This is a genomic window from Peribacillus sp. NPDC101480 (assembly GCF_050277335.1).
Taxonomy (GTDB): domain Bacteria; phylum Bacillota; class Bacilli; order Bacillales; family DSM-1321; genus Peribacillus.
Map to the genome: position 1 here is coordinate 411,094 of NZ_JBNNSB010000005.1, position 20,428 is coordinate 431,521.

The 20,428-nt window shown below is 39.0% G+C and carries 16 protein-coding genes and 7 pseudogenes; 8 read left to right on the forward strand and 15 right to left on the reverse strand.

The genetic code is table 11. The annotated features are described in order from the left end of the window. Positions 1–9: 9 nt before the first annotated feature. Together ACQKMF_RS19075 and ACQKMF_RS19080 are read right to left on the reverse strand one after the other, a co-directional pair. Complete coding sequence (locus ACQKMF_RS19075; protein ID WP_402940068.1) at positions 10–333, reverse strand: ArsR/SmtB family transcription factor; 324 nt, start codon at positions 331–333, stop codon at positions 10–12. A gap of 1,290 nt (positions 334–1,623) precedes the next feature. Then, the gene (locus tag ACQKMF_RS19080) at positions 1,624–1,989 is read right to left on the reverse strand and encodes a winged helix-turn-helix transcriptional regulator (RefSeq protein ID WP_427574460.1); all 366 of its coding nucleotides are present in this window, start codon (positions 1,987–1,989) and stop codon (positions 1,624–1,626) included. Positions 1,990–2,202: 213 nt separating this feature from the next. Between ACQKMF_RS19080 and hxlA (ACQKMF_RS19085) the strand changes: the two are divergent. Together hxlA (ACQKMF_RS19085) and ACQKMF_RS19090 are read left to right on the forward strand one after the other, a co-directional pair. Continuing rightward, a pseudogene (gene hxlA, locus ACQKMF_RS19085) lies at positions 2,203–2,833 on the forward strand (3-hexulose-6-phosphate synthase). An 8-nt stretch (positions 2,834–2,841) separates the two neighbouring features. After that, positions 2,842–3,025 (forward strand): annotated as a pseudogene (locus tag ACQKMF_RS19090) (6-phospho-3-hexuloisomerase); the annotation flags it as partial. 265 nt (positions 3,026–3,290) lie between these two features. Here ACQKMF_RS19090 and ACQKMF_RS19095 read toward each other — a convergent pair. Then, on the reverse strand, positions 3,291–3,725 hold the full coding sequence (locus tag ACQKMF_RS19095) for an OsmC family protein (RefSeq protein WP_402937418.1): 435 nt from the start codon (positions 3,723–3,725) through the stop codon (positions 3,291–3,293). Positions 3,726–3,883: 158 nt separating this feature from the next. Here ACQKMF_RS19095 and ACQKMF_RS19100 point away from each other — a divergent pair. Then, positions 3,884–4,116: pseudogene (locus tag ACQKMF_RS19100) on the forward strand (recombinase family protein); the annotation flags it as partial. 331 nt (positions 4,117–4,447) lie between these two features. On the opposite strand, the gene ACQKMF_RS19105 reads toward ACQKMF_RS19100, so the two are convergent. The 5 genes and pseudogenes from ACQKMF_RS19105 to ACQKMF_RS19125 all read right to left on the reverse strand — a co-directional run bounded on the left by ACQKMF_RS19105 (position 4,448) and on the right by ACQKMF_RS19125 (position 7,868). Next, on the reverse strand, positions 4,448–5,338 hold the full coding sequence (locus tag ACQKMF_RS19105) for an aldo/keto reductase (RefSeq protein WP_402937420.1): 891 nt from the start codon (positions 5,336–5,338) through the stop codon (positions 4,448–4,450). 250 nt (positions 5,339–5,588) lie between these two features. Further along, positions 5,589–6,305 carry an SDR family oxidoreductase gene (locus tag ACQKMF_RS19110; RefSeq protein ID WP_402937422.1) on the reverse strand — a complete coding sequence of 239 codons (717 nt, stop codon included), beginning with the start codon at positions 6,303–6,305 and terminating at the stop codon, positions 5,589–5,591. Between the two features lie 96 nt (positions 6,306–6,401). After that, a pseudogene (locus ACQKMF_RS19115) lies at positions 6,402–6,900 on the reverse strand (type 1 glutamine amidotransferase domain-containing protein). Positions 6,901–7,059: 159 nt separating this feature from the next. Beyond that, positions 7,060–7,290: pseudogene (locus ACQKMF_RS19120) on the reverse strand (YitT family protein); the annotation flags it as partial. 212 nt (positions 7,291–7,502) lie between these two features. After that, positions 7,503–7,868 (reverse strand): winged helix-turn-helix transcriptional regulator, encoded by a 366-nt coding sequence (locus ACQKMF_RS19125; RefSeq protein ID WP_056519732.1) that lies wholly within the window; start codon positions 7,866–7,868, stop codon positions 7,503–7,505. A gap of 222 nt (positions 7,869–8,090) precedes the next feature. Here ACQKMF_RS19125 and hxlA (ACQKMF_RS19130) point away from each other — a divergent pair, with 222 nt between their 5' ends. From hxlA (ACQKMF_RS19130) to ACQKMF_RS19140, 3 genes are all read left to right on the forward strand, one after another. Next, positions 8,091–8,738 carry a 3-hexulose-6-phosphate synthase gene (gene hxlA, locus ACQKMF_RS19130; RefSeq protein ID WP_048883203.1) on the forward strand — a complete coding sequence of 216 codons (648 nt, stop codon included), beginning with the start codon at positions 8,091–8,093 and terminating at the stop codon, positions 8,736–8,738. Positions 8,739–8,745: 7 nt separating this feature from the next. After that, complete coding sequence (hxlB, locus tag ACQKMF_RS19135; protein ID WP_402937425.1) at positions 8,746–9,303, forward strand: 6-phospho-3-hexuloisomerase; 558 nt, start codon at positions 8,746–8,748, stop codon at positions 9,301–9,303. Positions 9,304–9,440: 137 nt separating this feature from the next. After that, complete coding sequence (locus tag ACQKMF_RS19140) at positions 9,441–10,157, forward strand: 3-ketoacyl-ACP reductase (protein ID WP_402937427.1); 717 nt, start codon at positions 9,441–9,443, stop codon at positions 10,155–10,157. Between the two features lie 207 nt (positions 10,158–10,364). On the opposite strand, the gene ACQKMF_RS19145 is transcribed toward ACQKMF_RS19140, so the two are convergent. The 5 genes and pseudogenes from ACQKMF_RS19145 to fdhF form a co-directional block, all read right to left on the reverse strand. Continuing rightward, positions 10,365–10,628, reverse strand: a complete 264-nt coding sequence (locus tag ACQKMF_RS19145) for an integrase core domain-containing protein (protein ID WP_402937429.1) — start codon at positions 10,626–10,628, stop codon at positions 10,365–10,367. A 263-nt stretch (positions 10,629–10,891) separates the two neighbouring features. Beyond that, positions 10,892–10,954: pseudogene (locus ACQKMF_RS19150) on the reverse strand (IS3 family transposase); the annotation flags it as partial. Positions 10,955–11,876: 922 nt separating this feature from the next. Then, positions 11,877–12,137 (reverse strand): heavy-metal-associated domain-containing protein, encoded by a 261-nt coding sequence (locus ACQKMF_RS19155; RefSeq protein ID WP_402937431.1) that lies wholly within the window; start codon positions 12,135–12,137, stop codon positions 11,877–11,879. After that, a complete protein-coding gene (locus ACQKMF_RS19160; RefSeq protein WP_063575957.1) occupies positions 12,137–12,655 on the reverse strand; it encodes a DUF1641 domain-containing protein in 519 nt (172 codons plus the stop codon). Before ACQKMF_RS19160 ends, ACQKMF_RS19155 begins: the two co-directional genes overlap by 1 nt. Then, positions 12,630–15,611, reverse strand: coding sequence for a formate dehydrogenase subunit alpha (gene fdhF / locus ACQKMF_RS19165; RefSeq protein WP_402937433.1), 2,982 nt, complete (start codon positions 15,609–15,611; stop codon positions 12,630–12,632). The genes ACQKMF_RS19160 and fdhF overlap by 26 nt, the downstream gene beginning before the upstream one ends. 260 nt (positions 15,612–15,871) lie before the next feature. Here fdhF and ACQKMF_RS19170 point away from each other — a divergent pair, with 260 nt between their 5' ends. Continuing rightward, entirely contained in the window at positions 15,872–16,090 is a 219-nt protein-coding gene (locus ACQKMF_RS19170; protein ID WP_048683094.1) for a hypothetical protein, read from the forward strand. A gap of 411 nt (positions 16,091–16,501) precedes the next feature. After that, a complete protein-coding gene (gene moaA, locus ACQKMF_RS19175) occupies positions 16,502–17,515 on the forward strand; it encodes a GTP 3',8-cyclase MoaA (protein WP_402937436.1) in 1,014 nt (337 codons plus the stop codon). A 184-nt stretch (positions 17,516–17,699) separates the two neighbouring features. Here moaA and ACQKMF_RS19180 read toward each other — a convergent pair. Both ACQKMF_RS19180 and ACQKMF_RS19185 read right to left on the reverse strand, forming a co-directional pair. Continuing rightward, positions 17,700–18,412, reverse strand: a pseudogene (locus ACQKMF_RS19180) (GntP family permease); the annotation flags it as partial. A 524-nt stretch (positions 18,413–18,936) separates the two neighbouring features. Next, positions 18,937–20,400 (reverse strand): NAD-dependent succinate-semialdehyde dehydrogenase, encoded by a 1,464-nt coding sequence (locus ACQKMF_RS19185; protein WP_402937438.1) that lies wholly within the window; start codon positions 20,398–20,400, stop codon positions 18,937–18,939. Positions 20,401–20,428 lie beyond the last annotated feature (28 nt).

Sequence of the window (20,428 nt, forward strand, 5' to 3'; positions counted from 1 at the left end):
CTTAAAAGGTTATATTTTTAAGCCTATATACTTTTCAAACTGTTTAATGGTTTCCTCATTCCGTCGATAATAAGTCCATTGACCGATTCGTTTCATTTCCACCAAACCGCTTTGCAATAGGATAGATAAATACTGGGAGGTAGTGGACTGTGATAGTCCTACTTTGCTGCGAATATCACTAACACAAACCCCGCCATCAAAGCCTTTTTCTTTGATGATATGGGCCTGCGGGGAAAAGTTATTATCAGGTTCTTTCAACATTTGCAGAATATTTACTCTTATTTGATTTGACAGAGCCTTGAAAATTTCAACTGCCTGTTCGTCATTTATCATATTTGATTCCCGATTCAACGTTGCCCGCCCCTTTCTGATCTTAAAATCTATTTTGCTTGGAATGAGTATAAACTAATCGAACAAAAGGAAATTGATAATTTGCGATATCTCTATATTATTTTCCTTTATACCCAAAATCAAATTTTTTGCTTTAGACAGGGCTAGGAAACGGCTTTAAAGGAACTACACAAATCAGCTTAGAGAACAGGTGGCAAAGAAAGAAGGATTATTTTGGTTATTTAACATGTTTACACCTAATTGTTTAATGGAAAGATTCCCATTTTTTAAAGTTACTTGAAGAAATCGAAAAGTTTGGAATTGAATTTTTCCAGCAGAAGATAATACTATAGAAAAATGGAAACATCCTAATCGAATTATTTTAGGGTTTGGGCATCAAAAAATGAAGAAGTAAAAGAAGGCGTAACCAGATTATATCAAGCAATATATAACGGTAAATCCAAAAGTAACAGCCGAACTTCCTTAGAGTAGGAAAATCGGCTTTTTTGATGTCGAATTTTGCTTAGCGTATGTTTTCCGCGTTTTGCTACCGGAACCCCTTTATGCATAATCCTACTTTTGAATGTAAGACTAGTTTAATTCTCCCAGCTTGTAGGGTAAAGATGACTGCCTTAATTGAGCATGGCCACATTTTGGACATTTTTCATTAATCTGTAGTGATTGTTAAACATCTTTCACAAACCCTTCGTTGATTTGTTTTGAACATTTCCATGGGTACCTCCTCTCTTTATAAGTTTTGTTAACGCAACAGCATACAAAAGGCACTGTTACATGAAAATTAATCACTTCATGTAACAGTGCCTTTTGTTCCAAGCCCTTTTATTAAGATTCATCTATTTTCATTTCATTTCATTATAGAAGTTAATTATGGAGATACTGATTTATTTAAAGATCTATCACCATTGACAGACTTTTGATGTTCTCATGAGTTTTTTTCATGCTTGTTATAGCCTTCCCTTAACTTACAATTGCTAAAATTAAATAAATATACCAATTACTGGGTCTTTGTATAATATTCCTAAAAACGAAAAGGTTTTCCCCTCTGAGTAGACACTCCTTCATTAAGCAAACCGTACACCACCATGGCTAGAGATTTGCACCATGCCGGGTGCATGTGAAAAGGTCAGCGACTATAGAAAAATCGCTAACCTTGGCTTTTAATAACTGATTATTAAATGTTGTGCTTTTCTCTACCTTAATTTGATACGTGACCATATCAAGGTAAAGAAAAAGGAGAAAACATCTTTGAATAAGAAAGAGGGGATAGTTTTTCTACTTGATATCCTCTTTTCTTTTTACTTGGCCCCCAACGACATTCTCCATATAATTTTTACCCCAATTATACATCGAATCAAGAATCGGCATCAGGCTTTCTCCTTGTTCTGTCAGAGAGTATTCCACTTTGGGAGGTACAATTGGATAGACTTTGCGATGAACAATAAGATCTTCTTCCAGCTCTCGAAGCTGGTTAACGAGCATTCTTTGAGTGATGCCCGGCATAAGAGCCTTCAGTTCACCAAAACGCTTGGTCCCCTGCTTGCCTAGGTGCCATAAAACAAGCATCTTCCATTTCCCCCCAATAACAGAAAGGGTCAATTCTTTCTCACAATTGAATGTTTTATTCTGTAGCCTTGTCATTCAAATCAACTCCAAATATAAATCCTAAATCACATAGTATACTTTTTAACACTATGTAAAATTAAAGTGCGTACTTACTAAAATATTATACTTAGTATACGATACATTGTACAGTCCAGTCCATATGAATTTCTTGCTGCGCAATGATTGATTGCCAGAGGGACATACTTACTGTGCAACAAACTAAAACATACTATTAGGAGTGAAGGATAAATGGAATTACAATTGGCACTGGATTTAGTAAACATTCAAGAAGGTATTGAATTGGTTAAACAAGTGGAGGAATATGTTGATATCGTAGAAATCGGTACACCTGTGGTTATTAATGAAGGGCTTAGGGCTGTTAAAGAAATGAAAGAAGCTTTCCCTTCTTTAAAAGTATTAGCTGACCTAAAAATTATGGATGCAGTGTTATGAAGTGATGAAGGCATCTGAAGCTGGCGCTGATATCATCACGATTCTTGGTGCAGCTGAAGATATCTCCATCAAAGGGGCTGTTGAAGAAGCTAGAAAACAAGGCAAAAAAATCCTTGTTGATATGATCGCTGTGAAAGATCTTGAAACTCGTGCTAAAGAAGTGGATGCATTTGGCGTCGACTACATCTGTGTGCACACTGGCTACGATCTTCAAGCTGTTGGAAAAAATTCTTTTGAGGACCTTCAAACCATTAAACGTGTTGTAAAAAATGCAAAAACTGCTGTAGCAGGCGGCATAAAATTAGATACACTTCCGGAAGTCATTAAAGCACAACCTGACCTTGTTATTGTTGGTGGAGGTATCACTGGACAAGCTGATATTAAAGGGACAGCTGCCCAAATACAAAAATTAGTAAAACAAGGCTAATATCCATCATGCAGACTTCTCAATATTTAGCTGAATTCATAAAAGAGCTAAATCGTTCAGTATACTTAATAGCTGATGAAGAAGCTGAAAAACTGGTTAATGGGATTCTTGAATCAAAGAAAGTTCTTGTAGCGGGTGCAGGAATCCGGGCTTATGGGTAAATCCTTTGCCATGCGAATGATGCACATGGGATAGTAGCTTGGTTTATGCCTAAAAAATTTTTAAAGTCTTCAGGTAACTGCATAACACTAGCTCCTTTTTATTTTTTTCAAAGGGGTACCACCAGCAAAACGCAAATTTACAACGTTAAGGAAATACCAATATTAAAAAGCCCAATTTCTCAGCATTAAATTGAGAAATAGGGCTTTTTTCCATACTGAAGATAATGCCTCCATTGTGGAAGATCGATAAATTTGAACAAAAAAGTGATTATTTCTACATCTTTGGGTGAATCATATCATTTCACAGAAACTTTACCTTGAACTTCAATTTTAACATCTGCTTTTTTCAATATATTTCCGACATCGCACCCTTTATCTGCTGCTTCTGTCGCTCTTTGTGCAGATTGAATTTGTTCTTCTGTCGCGCCAGCAGATAAAACGATGTGAGGATAATGGATAATTTTAAACTCATTATCAGATATACTTGCCTCAGAGTTCACTGTAAGTTCCGCTACAGGAAGTTTTCTGCTTTCAAGCACAAATGTCAGTGTTGCTGCATAACAAGTTGTTACAGAAGCAACGAGAACCTCTTTTGGATTTGCTCCGTTACCACTACCTCCTAATGATGTTGGAATAGCGATTTTTGTATCAAGATACTCCGCTTTAAGGGTTCCATTCCCTGTTACCCCACCATCCCAAATTGCATTCACATTTATTTTCATATCACCCATAATTAACACTCCTTCAATATATTAATTGCATATATATCTTGCCTATTCACGTATGTTTTTACTCGATGGGTATCGCAATCACTTCGTTAAAAGACAAGAAGAACATTTTTTTACGTTTTAATCAGTACCTACCAGTCGGTACAAAAAGTAGTTTAACGGATTATGATGGTATTATTCGAGAGTGGAAGTATATTACTCGAAAGTTAAACGCAGATATTGTGGTATTAGAGAATGAGACGCTTTTTGATAGCCGGAAATTCCTGGGAATGGTGATCTTGGGAAGTTAATGGAGGACCAATTTTTAGTCTACTTTCTTATGTTCCTGAGCAAGAACGTAAAAAAAATAGACAACGGCAGGCTGAAGGAATTGAAGTAGCAAAGAATAAGGGAGTGAAATTCGGGCGACGTAAGTACAAGATCAATGCTGATTTCATTCAGGTGTATGATGAGTGGAAATCTGGATTTATTACTTCGACAGAAGGAATGAAGCGTCTTGATTTAAAGCCAAATACCTTTTATCGACGATTCATTGTCATCGCGGGACTACAATCGATTAGGCTTTGCCGTCCAATTAGCACTACTACGTTATGCGGGAATAATTCGAAAAGGATATTAAACTTCCCCGATAAAAAAACTGTATGGAATAAATTCTACACAGTTTTTTTGAAATTCCTATTAGATTGTCAGCAACTCAAACAATATTCCCTCTTTAAAGTGAATTTTCAAATAATATCCAATGGCATTTTCCTAGTAGGTTTAGGAAATACTTGATCTATTCTACTGAGATCTTCTTCAGTAAACTCAATTGCTGCTGCTTCAGCATTTGCTAAAACATGTTCATCTTGAACCGCCTTTGGAATAGAGATGACGTTATTCGAACGGATGGTCCAAGCAAGAGCGATTTGTAATGGTTGGACATTGTATTTGTCAGCAATATCATGAATAGCTGGATCGTTTAAAAGCTGTCTTCTTAAAGAGCCTCCTTGAGCAAGGGGACTATAGGCCATGATTGGCATGTTATGTTCACGCTGCCATGGTAAGAGATCGAAGTCGATTCCTCTTGAACCTAAATGGTATAGCACTTGGTTCGTCACACAATTTTTTCCATGCTTAGTGTTCCATAGTTCTTCCATATCAACCGTGTCAAAATTAGAGACGCCCCATCTTAAAATTTTCCCTTCTTCACGTAGTTTTTCCATTCCTTCAATTGTATCCTCTAAAGGAACACGTCCTCTCCAGTGGAGAAGATATAAGTCCAAGTGGTCTGTTCCTAGTCGTTTTAAGCTGTTTTCACATGCTTTTGAAATCTTATCTAAACCTGCATGATGGGGATACACTTTTGAGACTAAAAAGACTTCATTTCTGCGCCCTTTAATGGCTTTGCCAACTAAGCGTTCAGAGTCTCCATTTCCGTACATTTCAGCAGTGTCAATAAGTTTCATACCCAATTCTAAGCCGAGCTGCAAGGCTTTTATTTCTTTGTCTCTCACTTGGGGATTTTCCCCCATGTACCATGTTCCTTGTCCTAGACTAGGTAAAGAAGTGCCGTCAGGCAGGGTTACCACGTGTTTGTCTAAAGCATTTTTAATTTCCGCTCTTTTCTTTTCTTCCATTAGGCTCGACCCTTTCTTTTATGTATTTGGGTATCATAGAAGTAGAATGTTAACGTCTCTTCGTATAAAGTACGCATATATTTAAAATTTCCGCAACAAAAAAAACCCTTCTTTGTTGCATGATATGGCCATTTCTGCTTCCGTCTGTGCAAAAAACAAATAAGTGAGGATGGCCTATAAGTGTCTGACACTTTGAGTCATCCTCATCTATTCTAAATCAATTTATCAATCGACTTTGATATCAAATGGATTAGATCAGATGAGCTCCTCCATCAATAAGAACCGATGTGCCAGTTGTAAACCCATTTTTCACTAGGTAAACATAGGTTTCAGCAATATCTCTAGGTTGAGCAACACGTCCGACAGGTAATTGCTTAGCAATCCCATGGTACATATCTTGTCTTTGATCTTCTGGCATTCCGCCGTAAAGAGGAGTGTCAACGATACCAGGTGATACTACGTTTACTCTGATGGGTGCCAGATCTACTGAAAGTCCTCGTACTAATCCATCGATTGCTGAATTAATGGAAGCTAGCGTCGTTGCACCTTGAGGAGGACGCACACCATATACACCAGAAGTTAATGTAATAGAACTTTCATTATTCAAGTATGGAAGAGCAGCGCGAACCGAAATATACTGCCCCCAGAACTTACTATCAAAAGCCTCTCTCACGGTTGCAACAGGCAGTTCGCTAAAGTGACCCATGGCGCCTTCACCTGCAGTAACCACCAGGTGATCAAATTTCCCAACCTTCTTGAAAAAGTCTGCAACCTTTTCCTCGCTGCGAAAGTCGATTTCATAGCCCTCTACGTTACCACCAAGCTTCACTTTTGCGTCAGATAATTTTGAAGCAGAACGGCTAGCAATAATAACTTGAGCGGATTCATCGATAAACGCCCTAGCAGCGGCTAAACCAATACCAGATGTACCTCCTAAAACAACCACTCTTTTTCCTTTTAATGACAACGCAATTCCTCCTTTATTCATACGTTTGTTTAACCAACTTGTGGATTCTGATTAAAGAATCCGCAAGTCAGAAATATTTACGTTTTTACATCAGCATTATTTAGCTAAAAGTTTAAGTGATTCACGATTAAATGCTGGAATATCTTTTGGTTCTCGACCTGTTACAATATTTTTGCTGATGACAACTTCTTCGTCTTTAAAATTTGCACCAGCATTTTTCAAATCGTTGCGAATGGATTTATAGCCAGTGATGTCGACACCTTTTAAAAGGTCTGTATCGATTAACACTTGTGGTCCATGACAAATAGCAAAAACAGGTTTTCCATCTTGTATAAATGCTTTTGCAAATTCACCAAAACGATCGTCTTCACGCAATAAATCGGGAGAGAATCCACCAGGGATAAGCAACGCATCAAAGTCTGCAGGATGAACTTCATCAATGGATTTATCAATTTTTACGGTTGTGCCTTTTTTACCAGTTTTGGTTACCTGATTGTTTGTCAATCGTGATAACTTCATGACCAGCTTCTTTAAAGGCTTGTGCTGGTCCAATGTACTCCACATCTTCAAATAGGTTTGTTATAAGTGTAGCAATTTTTTACTCATGCTCATTCACCTCCTTTCAATGACAAAACAGAAGTAAAAATATTCATTTCTGTGCCATGCTGTGATTATCTTCATTAGAAGTTGATTTTATCTCCGTTGTAAGCCGCGATGTAGATTTTTTTCATATCCTCTACAGATACTTCTATAGAGTTCTAATGACAAAGGTTTTACCCACTTCTTTAGCTGTAAAAATTAAGATAGGAATATTTAAGCCGAAAAATACAACATAAATTGGGATTCCCCAAAAAGCATTGCCCATAATCGATAACGCTGTTACACCACCATCTACTAGCCCGTTTGGTGCTAACATCGTTTCTAATCCCATAGCAACGATTGACGCCCCCAAAGTAAAAAAAACATACTCAACAAATTTTTTCATCATCTCACCTGAAAATATGTATTATTCTTGATTCCTTACTATAAAATAGTTCAGCTAAAATCCTTTACAACACAGGAATATTATTTACCTTTTTCCAGAATGTACACCTTTATTTCCTTTATGAACTGGATCATTGCAAATAAAAAAACCACAAGTCTTGACTTATTAAAAGTCTACTTGTGGTTTTTAATCCCCTCTTTTTAGAATGATTGCTATTTAATAGACGCACTTTTATTGGCAGGAGTATCCATCACATTCTCCATATAGTTTTTACCCCATTCATACATGGAATCGAGTATTGGCATTAAGCTTTTTCCTTGTTCGGTCAATGAATATTCTACTTTTGGCGGAACAACAGGATAGACTTTTCGTTCAACAATGAGGTCTTCTTCTAGCTCGCGTAATTGGTTAACAAGCATTCGTTGAGTAATGCCCGGCATAAGAGCCTTCAACTCACCAAATCGCTTCGTTCCCTCTTTTCCTAAATGCCACAAAATCAGCATTTTCCATTTACCGCCAATAACATAAAGCGTTAATTCTTTTTCACAGTTAAACATTTTGTCCTGCATACGTGACATTTGTTTCACCTCCACTTCTATATAGAATAACTCATAGTATACTTTTTAACACTATGTAAAAAAAAAGTGCGTACTTTCACACTTTCAATATACACATTATACTAACACTGTACCATTGTTAAAAAGAGCATTAGTTACGGTTGCCAGGAGAAATGAAAGTGAACAATGGGCATTACTACTACTGTGCAACAAAATTAAAAAATTATGAGGAGTGAAGCATAGATGGAATTACAATTAGCATTAGATTTAGTCAACATTCCAGAAGCAATCGAATTGGTAAAAGAAGTAGAGGAGCATATTGATATCGTAGAAATCGGAACACCAGTTGTGATCAACGAAGGTCTCCATGCGGTAAAGGCAGTAAAAGAAGCATTCCCTAACTTAAAAGTATTAGCAGACCTGAAAATTATGGATGCTGCTGGTTATGAAGTGATGAAAGCTTCCGAAGCAGGTGCTGATATCATCACTATTCTTGGAACGGCTGAAGATATGTCGATTAAAGGTGCTGTAGAAGAAGCGAAAAAACAAGGTAAAAAAGTCCTTGTCGATATGATTGCGGTAAAAGACCTTGCTGGACGTGCTAAAGAAGTGGATACTATGGGCGTGGATTATATTTGTGTCCACACTGGCTACGATCTTCAAGCAGTCGGAAAAAATTCTTTTGAAGATCTACAAACTATCAAAAGTGTGGTTAAAAATGCTAAAACGGCCATCGCCGGCGGCATTAAATTAGAAACACTTCCAGAAGTCATTAAAGTAAATCCAGACCTTGTTATTGTAGGCGGCGGGATTACTGGACAAGCTGATAAAAAAGCAGCTGCTGCCAAAATGCAACAAATGATTAAAGAACAAACGGTTACAGCAGGTTAATCCTAAGATGCAGACTACTCAGTATTTAGCAGAAATCTTAAAAGAGCTTAATCATTCAGCTGACTTAATCGCAGATGAAGAAGCTGAAAAACTCGTCAACGGGATACTTGAATCGAAAAAGGTTTTTGTCGCCGGTGCAGGCAGATCAGGATTCATGGCCAAATCCTTCGCCATGCGGATGATGCATATGGGAATTGATTCTTATGTAATCGGTGATACTGTAACTCCCAACTTTGAAAAAGAGGATATCTTAATCATCGGATCCGGATCCGGGGAAACAAAAAGCTTAGTCTCCATGGCTGAAAAAGCAAAAAGCATTGGTGGTAAAATTGCAACTGTCACGATATTCCCTGATTCCACTATTGGACAGTTCGCAGATATCACCATTAAATTGCCTGGATCCCCGAAAGACCAATCAGAGGGCGATTATAAAACCATCCAACCAATGGGCTCACTATTTGAGCAGACCCTTTTACTTTTTTATGATGCCGTCATCTTGAGATTCATGGAGAAAAAGGGATTAGATACCAATAAGATGTATGGCAGACATGCCAATCTTGAATAAAACATAGTCCTAAGAATGTAATAACCAAAAGACCGCAGACATATTAAAGAAACTTTGCGGTCTTTTGGTTAGTCTTTAAAACATTATTTTGTTATTATTAACAATTATTCTAAAATATTTTTAAAAGGAATGATAGCATGATTTCATTAAAAGGAAAAACTGCTTTAATTACTGGGGCAGGCAGAGGAATCGGGCGTGCTACTGCGATTGCTTTAGCAAAAGAAGGAGTTCATTTAGGATTGATTGGATTAACGATGTCAAATCTTGAAAAGGTAACTGCGGAACTAGAGCAATATGATGTGAACGTTTCAGCAGCAACAGCAGATGTAGCCAATCTTGAAGCAGTTCATCAAGCTGTTGAACACATCAAATCAGACCTAGGTTCTATTGATATTTTAATCAACAATGCAGGTATAGCTAAATTTGGAGGTTTTCTTGATTTAACTCCTGAAGAATGGGAAAACATCATCCAAGTAAACTTGATGGGTGTATATAATGTAACAAGAGCCGTTTTACCTGAGATGATTGAAAGAAAATCAGGAGATATTGTGAATATCTCCTCAACTGCGGGCCAAAAAGGAGCACCTGTTACAAGTGCTTACAGCGCTTCTAAATTTGCTGTTTTAGGACTAACGGAATCACTCATGCTAGAGGTAAGAAAGCATAATATCCGTGTAACGGCTTTAACACCAAGTACAGTTGCAACTGATTTGGCCATTGAAACCAATCTTATTAGTGGAAATCCTGAAAATGTTATGCAATCAGAGGATTTAGCAGAGCTGCTTGTAGCCGGGTTAAAGCTTCATCCAAGAGTCCTAGTAAAGACTTCGGGATTATGGTCAACTAATCCTTAATTGAGAAGCGATCGCCTCTTCTTGTCTATTGGTTAAGAAGTAGGCTAGTTGTAAAGTGTACCCTTTGTAAAGGACATTTTAAAAAAAGGGATTAGGCAGCCTAAAGAAGATGATCTCTGTATTGTGGAGTGACCCCAGTCAAATAGACAGAAATAAAAAAGACCAATTAAACAACCTGAGTTCTATATTGATATGGACTCAGGTTGTTTAATTTTTCTGGAAGCGATGATGGTTATAGAATCGAATATACATACTTACAGCACCTCGAACCTCTTCAGAGGTACCGGAAGAGTTCATATAGAAACACTCCGATTTAAAGTGGCTGAAGAAATTCTCCATACAAGCGTTATCCCAGCAGTTTCCCTTTCTTGACATACTGGATTGCATTTTATATTTTTTTAAATAGGTTATTGTATTGGTGGGAAGTTTATTGGTACCCCTGGTCGCAATGCAGAAGAATTCCTTTAACATTCCGTTTTTTCTTTGCTTTTTTTTATTGTTATCTATTACAAGTTTTGTTTTAAGTCGTTTCTCCGGCTGACTTGATAAGAAATGATTTCATTGTTAAAGAGGTCTCATGGCGGATAGGAAAAGTCTCTGTGTATTAAAAATCAAATATGTAATGTCAGTCACCCATTTCTCCTTAGATCTGGATGCATGAAAATCCCTATTAAGAAGGTTTTTAGAAATGACATATGCTTCTCTCTTCCCGTAATAAGGTTTCCTTTTCCGAATCAAGACTTTAACCCTAGCTCCCGCATAAGACGCTGGACACGCTTGTGGTTCAGGTTTAAACCGTAGGTTTAATCCAGCCATACCTTTTCCCCTTCGATACCCATAGATTCCTTTGAGTTTATTTTAGCATCCTATAATTTTTTTCTTAATCTCTTCATCATCCAGTTGCTTTTCAGAAGCGGATATTTTACGTTTTAACCATTTGTAGAATCCGCTTCTTGCTACATGTGCAATTTCGCATAATAATTGAATAGGGCATAAATATAACATTCCTTTTTGTAAATTGAATTTTTATTTTAACAAATTCCTGCTTTTCAATTTCTTCATCAAGTAATACTTCGCTTTTCTTTGAAAGACAATCCAACCTACCCCCCCTAATTTTTTATGATTATAACTTTAAATGAACTGTTTCCTAGTTAAACTAACCTCCCTCTATAAACATTGACGTATCAACAGTTTGCACCACTCGGTGTATTAGGGGAATTATTTTTTCATTCTACTAGCTGCCTTAAAGACAGCTCAGATCTTCAGCAAAAGCACCCGTTAGTGGAATACCAAAACTACCTAACATATTGAAGAATTAACTGATATAAGGCTATGCAAGGTCCTAAAATACACGCTTTCATTTTAGATGGATGGTTTCTTTTACTGCGAAACAAGTAAAAGAAACCTAATATAAAACCCAACGGAATCCATAGCTGAAAGACACCTTCTTTTGTACTGCGAGAAAAAATTGGAGCGCTGTAAGTGCTTATCAGAAAGTAAAAGAAAGTCGTAAATCGTTGTGTTTCTAATTGCTGGCTCCGCCTTGCAAGCTATAAAAAAAGGGAATTCCATAATCGGATTCCCTTTTCTCACGTCTTCTTTTAATTGTCAAAATAGTTGAACGCTCTGTCGTTCTGGCAGTTTTCACAGATATGAAGAATTCTGGTTCTTTCTGATTCTGTTTCTTCGGTTTCCATTTCCTGCTCACTGCCGCATAATTCACAAATCTGCATAATCTTCCTCCTCTAAATGAGGTGATTTTTGGTTTTCCGTTTTTATATCATAGCCTGAGTCTCTGATGGCCTGTTGAAAATCCTGGAATGAAGCGGCATTTTTATCATAGCCAATTCTTGCTTCTCCGCTTTCTTTATTTACATCCGCCCGGAGAATGCCCCATACATCGTTTAATGACCGAATGATTTCGTCGGAATCTTTTTCCGATAGCGGTCCATGAATCTTGATAACACCTTGTTCTTCCATTACCCTTGTCCTCCTTCTGGATGAAGTTCCTGTGAAGGATGCTGTGTAAATGATTCACCCATGCCATGAAGGAATTCAACCATGGTTGTCATCGCCGCTTTGATTTCTGGATCTCTCAAGCTTTTACCTAATTTCCATAAGCTGTGTTTTTCATGGTTTTTGATGCTTTCGCCCATATGGTCAAGGCCTTTTGTAACACCGCCCAGCATAGATTGCAGCTGGTCCGGTTTTAAGGTGCCCATGAAATTGAAAAGGTAAATGGCATTTTTGATCGTGTTATGCATACCAGGCTGGTTAACTTGCTGCATGGCAATAACCCCGACGTCTGTACGATTTTCCAAAATGGCATGAAGCGCATCGAGAATCCCGATTTCCTGCAGATTCTTTAAAATAGCGAGTGCGGAAAGAATCCCTTCTTTGTTATCAGCAAGGGCTTTTAATATTTCCCCGATTGACTGAGCTTGTTCTTCCATCGTATTTGGCACATGTTTATTAATTTGCCTGATTGCTTTCGCCATTTGCTTCCCCCCCATTTCCAAATAACTCTTCTATCGCTTGAAAATCGTCACGCTGCCATTTTTCCTCTACTCGAACGCTGATCTGCGGATTCCTGTTGCCGAATCGGTGGTTATGCTTAGGCAATGGCGGTTCACCCGTTGCTTCTAAAATCTCCATTTTAACACCAATTTCCTTATATGCAGGAGTATGTGTAACTAGATCATGATAGCTGCTTGTCAGGTAATTGACTGCTTCATCGTCCTCAAAGCTGTTCATCGTGAGGTAAATTTCCTTGCCTTTCACCCGGTCCGTAACAAGCGTCCTTACTTTAACCTGTCCATATGGTGAACTTAATCTAACTAATGTACCGTCACTGAGATTGCGTTCCTCCGCCAATTCGTGCGATACTTCGAGCCATGTGCCAGGTACCTTATGGATAAGTCCTTCTGTCCGGTACGTCATATTTCCTTCATGGAAGTGCTCAAGTAAACGCCCATTGTTTAAATGGAGATCATATTCTTCTCCTGCCATATATGGAGGAGTCCAGTCAACAGCGAACAGCCTTGCCTTTCCATCCGCAAAGGCAAATTTGTCTTCATATAATAGAGGTGTGTCCGTTCCATCTTTATGAACCGGCCAAACCTGGCTGTTAAAGCCTTCAAGACGGTCATAGCTCACACCGGCAAATAGGACAGCAAGACTAGCTGCTTCATCCATAATTTCACTTGGATGCGAATAATTCCAATTGGCACCCATCCGGTTGGCCACTTCCTGGAAAATCTGCCAGTCAGGTTTCGATTCGCCCAGAGGATCAAACACTTTATAGAACCTTTGAATGCGACGTTCCGTATTTACAAATGTCCCATCTTTTTCTAGTGAAGGCGATGCCGGTAATACAACATCGGCAAATTGAGCAGTTTTTGAGAAGAAAATGTCCTGTACGACAAAGAAATCTAATTTTTCAAATGCACTCTGAACATGGTTCGAGTTTGCATCCACAAGCCCCATTTCTTCTCCAAATAGATACAGGGATTTTAATTTTCCTTTGTGGATGGCCTCTACCATGTGGTGGTTGTCCATTCCAGGATCTTTTGGAATTTCAACACCCCATGCTTTTTCATACTTTTCTCTAACCTCGGCATTTCCGACTGGCTCATAACCTGGAAACCATGATGGCATTGTACCGAAATCACAGGCTCCCTGTACGTTATTGTGGCCTCTTAACGGATAGGCACCTGTACCTGGACGGCCATAATTTCCCGTAATCAGCAATAAATTCGAAATGGCTGTGCTTGCGTCTGTAGCGCCGGAATGCTGGGTAATTCCCATAGCCCAGAGGATACAGGCTGAATTAGCTTCATGAATCATTGTAGCTGCCTTGATTAATTCCTCCTGCGAAAGTCCTGTCATCTCTTCTGCGTAGCTTAAGGTGAATTTATCCAGTGTTTTAATATACCCTTCTACGCCTGATACACGATTTGCCAGGAACTCTTTATCATGCCAACCTTGATCGATGATGTATTTCGTTACGGCAGAAATCCAGATTAAATCAGAACTAGGCTTAGGATGCATGAGGAAATCCGCACGCTGTGCTAGCTCATGCTCTCTTATATCAGCTACTATTAATTTTTGTCCAAATAGCTTATGAGCCCGTTTTACGCGTGTAGCGAGGACTGGATGTGATTCTGCTGGATTTGCTCCAATTACAATAACCAAGTCTGTAGTTTCAATATCCTGGATAGTTCCAGAATCGCCTCCCAACCCTACTGTCCTTAAGAGCCCTGCAGTAGCCGGAGATTGGCAGTATCTAGAGCAGTTGTCGATATTGTTTGTTCCGATAACCGCACGTGCAAATTTTTGCGCCAAGAAGTTTTCTTCATTGGAGCACTTGGAAGAAGCGATCACTCCAATGGACTCCGAGCCATGCTCTTCCTTTATTTCCGTAAGCTTACTTGAAATCAGATTTAACGCTTCATCCCAGGTTGCTTCTTCAAACTCTCCGTTTTTACGAATTAAAGGCTTGGTTAAGCGCTGGTCACTGTTAACAAAATCCCAGCCCCATTTTCCTTTAACACAGGTTGAAATGCCGTTAACGGGAGCTTCATGGGTAGGCTCGATTTTTAAAATCTGCCTGTCCTTTGTCCATACTTCAAAGCTGCAGCCAACACCGCAATATGTACAAACCGTCTTAGTCCTCTTAATCCGTGCTTTCCTCATGGCAGCTTCCACTTCTGATATCGCAAAAATTTCTTTATATCCAGGCTCCACTTCTTTAATTAAATCAACCATAGGCTCTAAAATTGGAGCCGGCAGCTTTGTTAAGAAGCCTGCTTCACCGAGCATGGATTTCTCCATTAAAGCGTTACAAGGACACACGTTCACACAGTGTCCACAGGATACACAAGAAGACTCATCGATTGGAACATCATTATCCCAGATAACCCTTGGTCTTTCTCTTCCCCAATCAATCGCTAAGGTTTCATTGACCTGTAAATCCTGACAGGCTTCAACACACCGGCCGCACAAAATACATTGATCCGGTTCATACCTATAGAATGGATGGGAATTATCCGGAGGGTAGGGTTTTTCTCTAAATTCATATTTCTGATGCTCAATCTCTAGGTATTCAGCAGTATTATGGACGGTACAATTGCCGTTATTATTATCACAAACAGTACAATACAGTTCATGATTTTCTAGGATCCGTGACATCGCTTCATACTGGGCATCCTTAACAGACTTTGACATTGTATCAACCGTCAAACCTGGAACAGCCTTTGTCGAGCAAGCACGGACTAATTCCCCACCCACCTGCACAAAACATGTATCACAGGTTTGGATTGTCCCCAGATCGGGATGATAACAAATGCTTGGAATGTACAATTCATGACTTTGGGCGACTTGCAATATCGTTTGACCTGGCTGTGCTGTTAATTCCTTTTCGTTGATTCGGATGGAAAAAGAATGGTCAGACATGTGATTCCTCCTATCTTGCTGCCGTTAAGCTGAATTATTTTATAAATTAAGCCATACACCAGCAAATGCTGTTGATTCATCCTAGTATTCCCAAAAAGGATATGAATAAAATAAATTATATTTTTACAGCCTTAAAAATTATTCTAAAGCCTCTGTGTATTAATCCTTTCTTTTTTGGCAAGTTTATAAGATGATTTGTTGATAGCGAATCGAGTCTACATATATAAAGAAATTTAACTGAAGGCAGGCGAACCGAAGCTATGGAAAAAGAAATTCTTTTACAACTAGTTCAATCAATGATCATGTCCTCATCAAAGAAACCAAAATACATGAGCATCTCTACGGTGAAAGTTGCAGACCTCCTAGAAACCTCCATCTCCCATATCGAAAAAGGATTGCAGGAACTTGTACAAGAAGGACGCCTCCGACAATCAAAACTGGAACAGCCACCGCACAACACCATTTACATGCTGCCATAATGGGGGACTGTCCCCACTTCTCTAATTATTTCCCAGAGTAAAGTGTTTTTTCTCCCTTTTTAAACGGTAAAATGGCCCCATCTTGATGGGGTCCTTCTGATGTATCTTTGATTACCTTAAGCTAGTCCATTAACTTCCAGTGGTCTGTCAGAAAACCTAAACAATTGAAGTTAATGAGTGTTTTAAAAGGGCTAAGAATAAGCAAAGAAGCAAAGAGTTTGAGGAATCTGTTAAAAATTTTACTGATACTCTTAATTATTTGATGTTAGATGCATATACATTAATAACCTTTTTGGAAGTAGAAAACTATTCATGGGCTCTTTAACTGAAAGTGAACGCCAAAAAGCTTTAGACCATGGCGCCACTTTTTATGATCTGTTTTTTCTAATACTTTGGGCTGGGAGTGGTTAAGTGAACCGTCATATAAAAGATTCATTGGACAGACCACTAAGGGATTTAAGGATTTCCGTCATAGATCGGTGTAACTTTCGCTGCCAGTATTGTATGCCTGCTGAAATTTTTCATGATAATTTTCAATTTTTGCCTAAAAGTGAGCTCTTGTCATTTAAGGAAATCGTAAGGCTTTCTAAAATATTTGCAAGCTTGGGAGTTATAAAACTAAGATTGACAGGCGGGGAACCTTTACTGCGGAAAGACCTTACAACTCTTATTTCAAAGCTCGTCAAAATTGAAGGTATAGAAGATATCGGTTTGACTACAAATGGTGTTTTTCTGAAAAAACAAGCCGGGAATTTGAAATCAGCGGGATTAAAGAGGGTGAATATCAGTTTAGATAGCCTGGATGATGAACTTTTTAAGCAGATGAACGGCAGGGGTATAGGGATAAAGCCTGTCATAGAAGGTATAGCTGCTGCCAAAGAAGCAGGCCTTGGAGTTAAAGTGAATATGGTAGTGAAAAAAGAAATCAATCAATCCCAAATACTTCCAATGGCACAATTTTGTAGAGAAGAAGGTATTCAATTACGCTATATAGAATTCATGGACGTCGGACATACAAATGGCTGGCAGATGAAGAATGTACTTACAAAAAAAGAGTTACTCGAGATTCTCCAAGCAAAATTCGATCTTGAACCAGTTGAAGAAGATTATTTTGGAGAAGTGGCAAAACGCTTCCGGTATAAGGGAACTACAACCGAATTGGGGTTTATAACATCCATGTCTGAGTCTTTTTGTTCCAGTTGCACTCGTGCTCGTCTTTCTGCTAACGGAAGTTTATATACATGCCTGTTTAATGGAAAGGGGCATGACTTAAAGTCATTGCTCCGTTCCAAGATGTCAGATGAAGAATTGACTTGCTTCATCATTTCACTTTGGAACCAGAGGGACGACCGCTATTCGGATGAGCGGTCAGCGGGAACAGTGAAAAAACAGGATAAAATCGAAATGTCATTCATAGGCGGGTGACAAACAGCAAGTTCTCCTCAATCATAAAGGGATGGCAACGTTTCCATTCCTAATTCAAAAATTTGATTATGGAGGGCTTATTTGTTTTCATACAAAAAAGAGCTGCTAATCAGCTTCTAGTATTGAAGTAAAATATCGTTACTTTAAGTACAATTTATCATGGTCTTCTAATTCCTTTTTATTATTAGACTAATCCAGTTGAGCTGTAGACTAAAATAATTACAAATGCTGCTAGTGTCTTAAAAATTGTAATCACAAAGATATCTCCATATGATTGTTTGTGTGTTAAGCCTGTAACCGCAAGTAAGGTAATAACAGCGCCGTTATGAGGTAACGAATCCATCCCGCTTGATGCTATCGCTATGACATGGTGCATTACATCGGGAGGAATATTATATTGATTAATAGCTTGTATATACTTATCTCCCATCGCACTAAGCGCAATTCCCATTCCACCAGACGAAGAACCAGTAATACCAGATAACTCGTTTGTTGTAACGGCCCCATTTACAAGTGGATTCGTAAAAGTGTGTGAAATACCATCACGTACAGTTGCGAATCCTGGTAATGAAGCAATGACCCCACCAAATTCAGAAGCAGTATTCATAGCTGCTAGTAACGCTCCACCAATACTGGCATTAATGCCTTGTTGAAACCTCGTTGTAACACGTCCCCAATCGTATGCAACTGTTGCAATAATACCTAATACTAGAGCTAGTTCGACAGACCAAATACCTGTTACTGTCGCAAGATCTACTTTCCCAAACAAATCTAATCCTATCTTGGAAAAGTCAAATCCCTCTGGATACCATATCGAAATAGAAATAGTAAAAAGTTTATTCGCCAACCCACTAAAACTAGCGGTATAAATGCAAATATTTGTCGTACTGGACTTGTATTAACAACTAAAGGAACCGGTAATGGAATTACTGTTTCTGCAGCAACTGCCGTTAAGTGTACGTTTACGAACAGGGTAATTATAGCAAACAGGAAAGGCTTATCAAGTTAGGGATGATCGCATCCATATGGGTCTAATATTTTCTCTTCTTCTGCATCATAGTAAAATCCTCTTTCTCCGTTAATACATTTGAATCAAGTTCCGGTTCTGTTTCAATTATTTCCACAAAGTCTTTTCTAAATTACCTTTATCTATAAACTCTTCGGTAAACTTGTCAATTTTATATCTGAAACATTCATCTTTGCACCTTCCTTTGTCACAATTAAGCGAATTTGCACGTTACCAATTCAAAATTTCAGGATATTTTTTATTTGTCTTAGGATGTAAAGCAACCTAGCCTTAGGTTCTGTAACTGAGGTTTGTTAATCAACGGGGAGCGTGTGTTTGAATTTAGACTTTTTATGAGGTAAATAAGGAAAGGCTTAAGGATTCTACTTCACCTTAAGCCTTTTCTTGCCCTATTTTAAAAACCCATCGATATATATTTTTCTTCTAAATATTCTTCAAGGCCTTGATGGCCACCTTCCCTCCCCATGCCGCTTTCTTTCATGCCGCCAAATGGGGCTTGTGCAACGGTGGGAATGGCGTCGTTGTAGCCGATGATGCCAAACTCCAGAGCTTCGGATACCCTGACTCCCCTGCTTATATTCTGTGTGTAAAAATAAGCGGCCAGCCCGTACTCTGTATTGTTGGCATGCTCGATCACCTCTTCTTCTGTATCAAACGGAATGATTGGCGCGACCGGTCCAAATGTTTCCTGGTATGTGATGAGCATATCCTTGTTCACTCCACCTAGAACGGTCGGTTCATAGAATAATCCATCAGCCAATTCCCCTTCAACTCTTTTTCCGCCACAAAGAAGGCTGGCACCTTTTGCCAGGGCATCTTGTACATGTTCCTCTACCTTTTCCAGGCCATCACTGCTTACAAGAGGACCGACTTCAACCGTTGGATCGATGCTATTTCCGACTTTTAGAGCTTGTACCTTTTCAACAAAAAGTGCAGAGAATTTATCGATGACAGAACGGTGGACGTAAATGCGATTGGCGCATACGCACGTTTGTCCGGTGTTCCTGAATTTGCTTGCAACGGCACCAGCTGCTGCGGCTTCCAAATCAGCATCCTCAAAGACGATGAACGGCGCGTGCCCTCCAAGCTCAAGGGAAAGTCTCTTGAGCTGCGGGGCTGACTTGGTAACCAACAATTTGCCTACTTCAGTAGATCCGGTAAAAGAAATTTTCCTTACTACCGGGTTTTCAAAAATTTCATCCGAGATAGGTCCGGCACTCCCTGTTACGATACTTACCACTCCAGCAGGCACTCCCGCCATTTCCACCAATTTACCAAACGCTAACGCACTAATAGGAGATTGTTTTGCAGGCTTGACAATGACTGTACATCCAGCGGCCATGGCAGGTCCCACTTTCCGCGTCATCATGGCCAAAGGGAAATTCCAAGGGGTAATGGAAGCAACCACTCCAATCGGCTGGCGAATCACCGATAGCCGTTTATTTACAGCAGAAGCAGGGATCGTTTCCCCATAAATCCGGCGGCCTTCTTCAGCAAACCATTCCAGGTAGCTTGCAGCAAAATCCACTTCGCCCCGGGCTTCCGTTAAGGGCTTGCCCATTTCCATACTCATGATTTCTGCTAATTCATCTTTATATTCATGCATAAGGTCATGCAATTTCTTTAGATATTTACTGCGCTCCTGTGCCGTCAGTTTTGACCAGGATTTAAACGCTTCCTCAGCAGCTGCAATGGCCGCATGTGTTTCTTGGCGTCCCCCATTTGGAATCCTTGCCACCACTTTCCCTGTTGATGGATTTGTTACTGGTAAAGTTTCTCGGTTATGTGCTGCAGTCCATTCACCGTTTACATACATTTTCAGTTCAGATAAATTGACTAATCCACTAGTTTTCAGCATGAATATGTCTCCTTTTTTGTTGGATTTG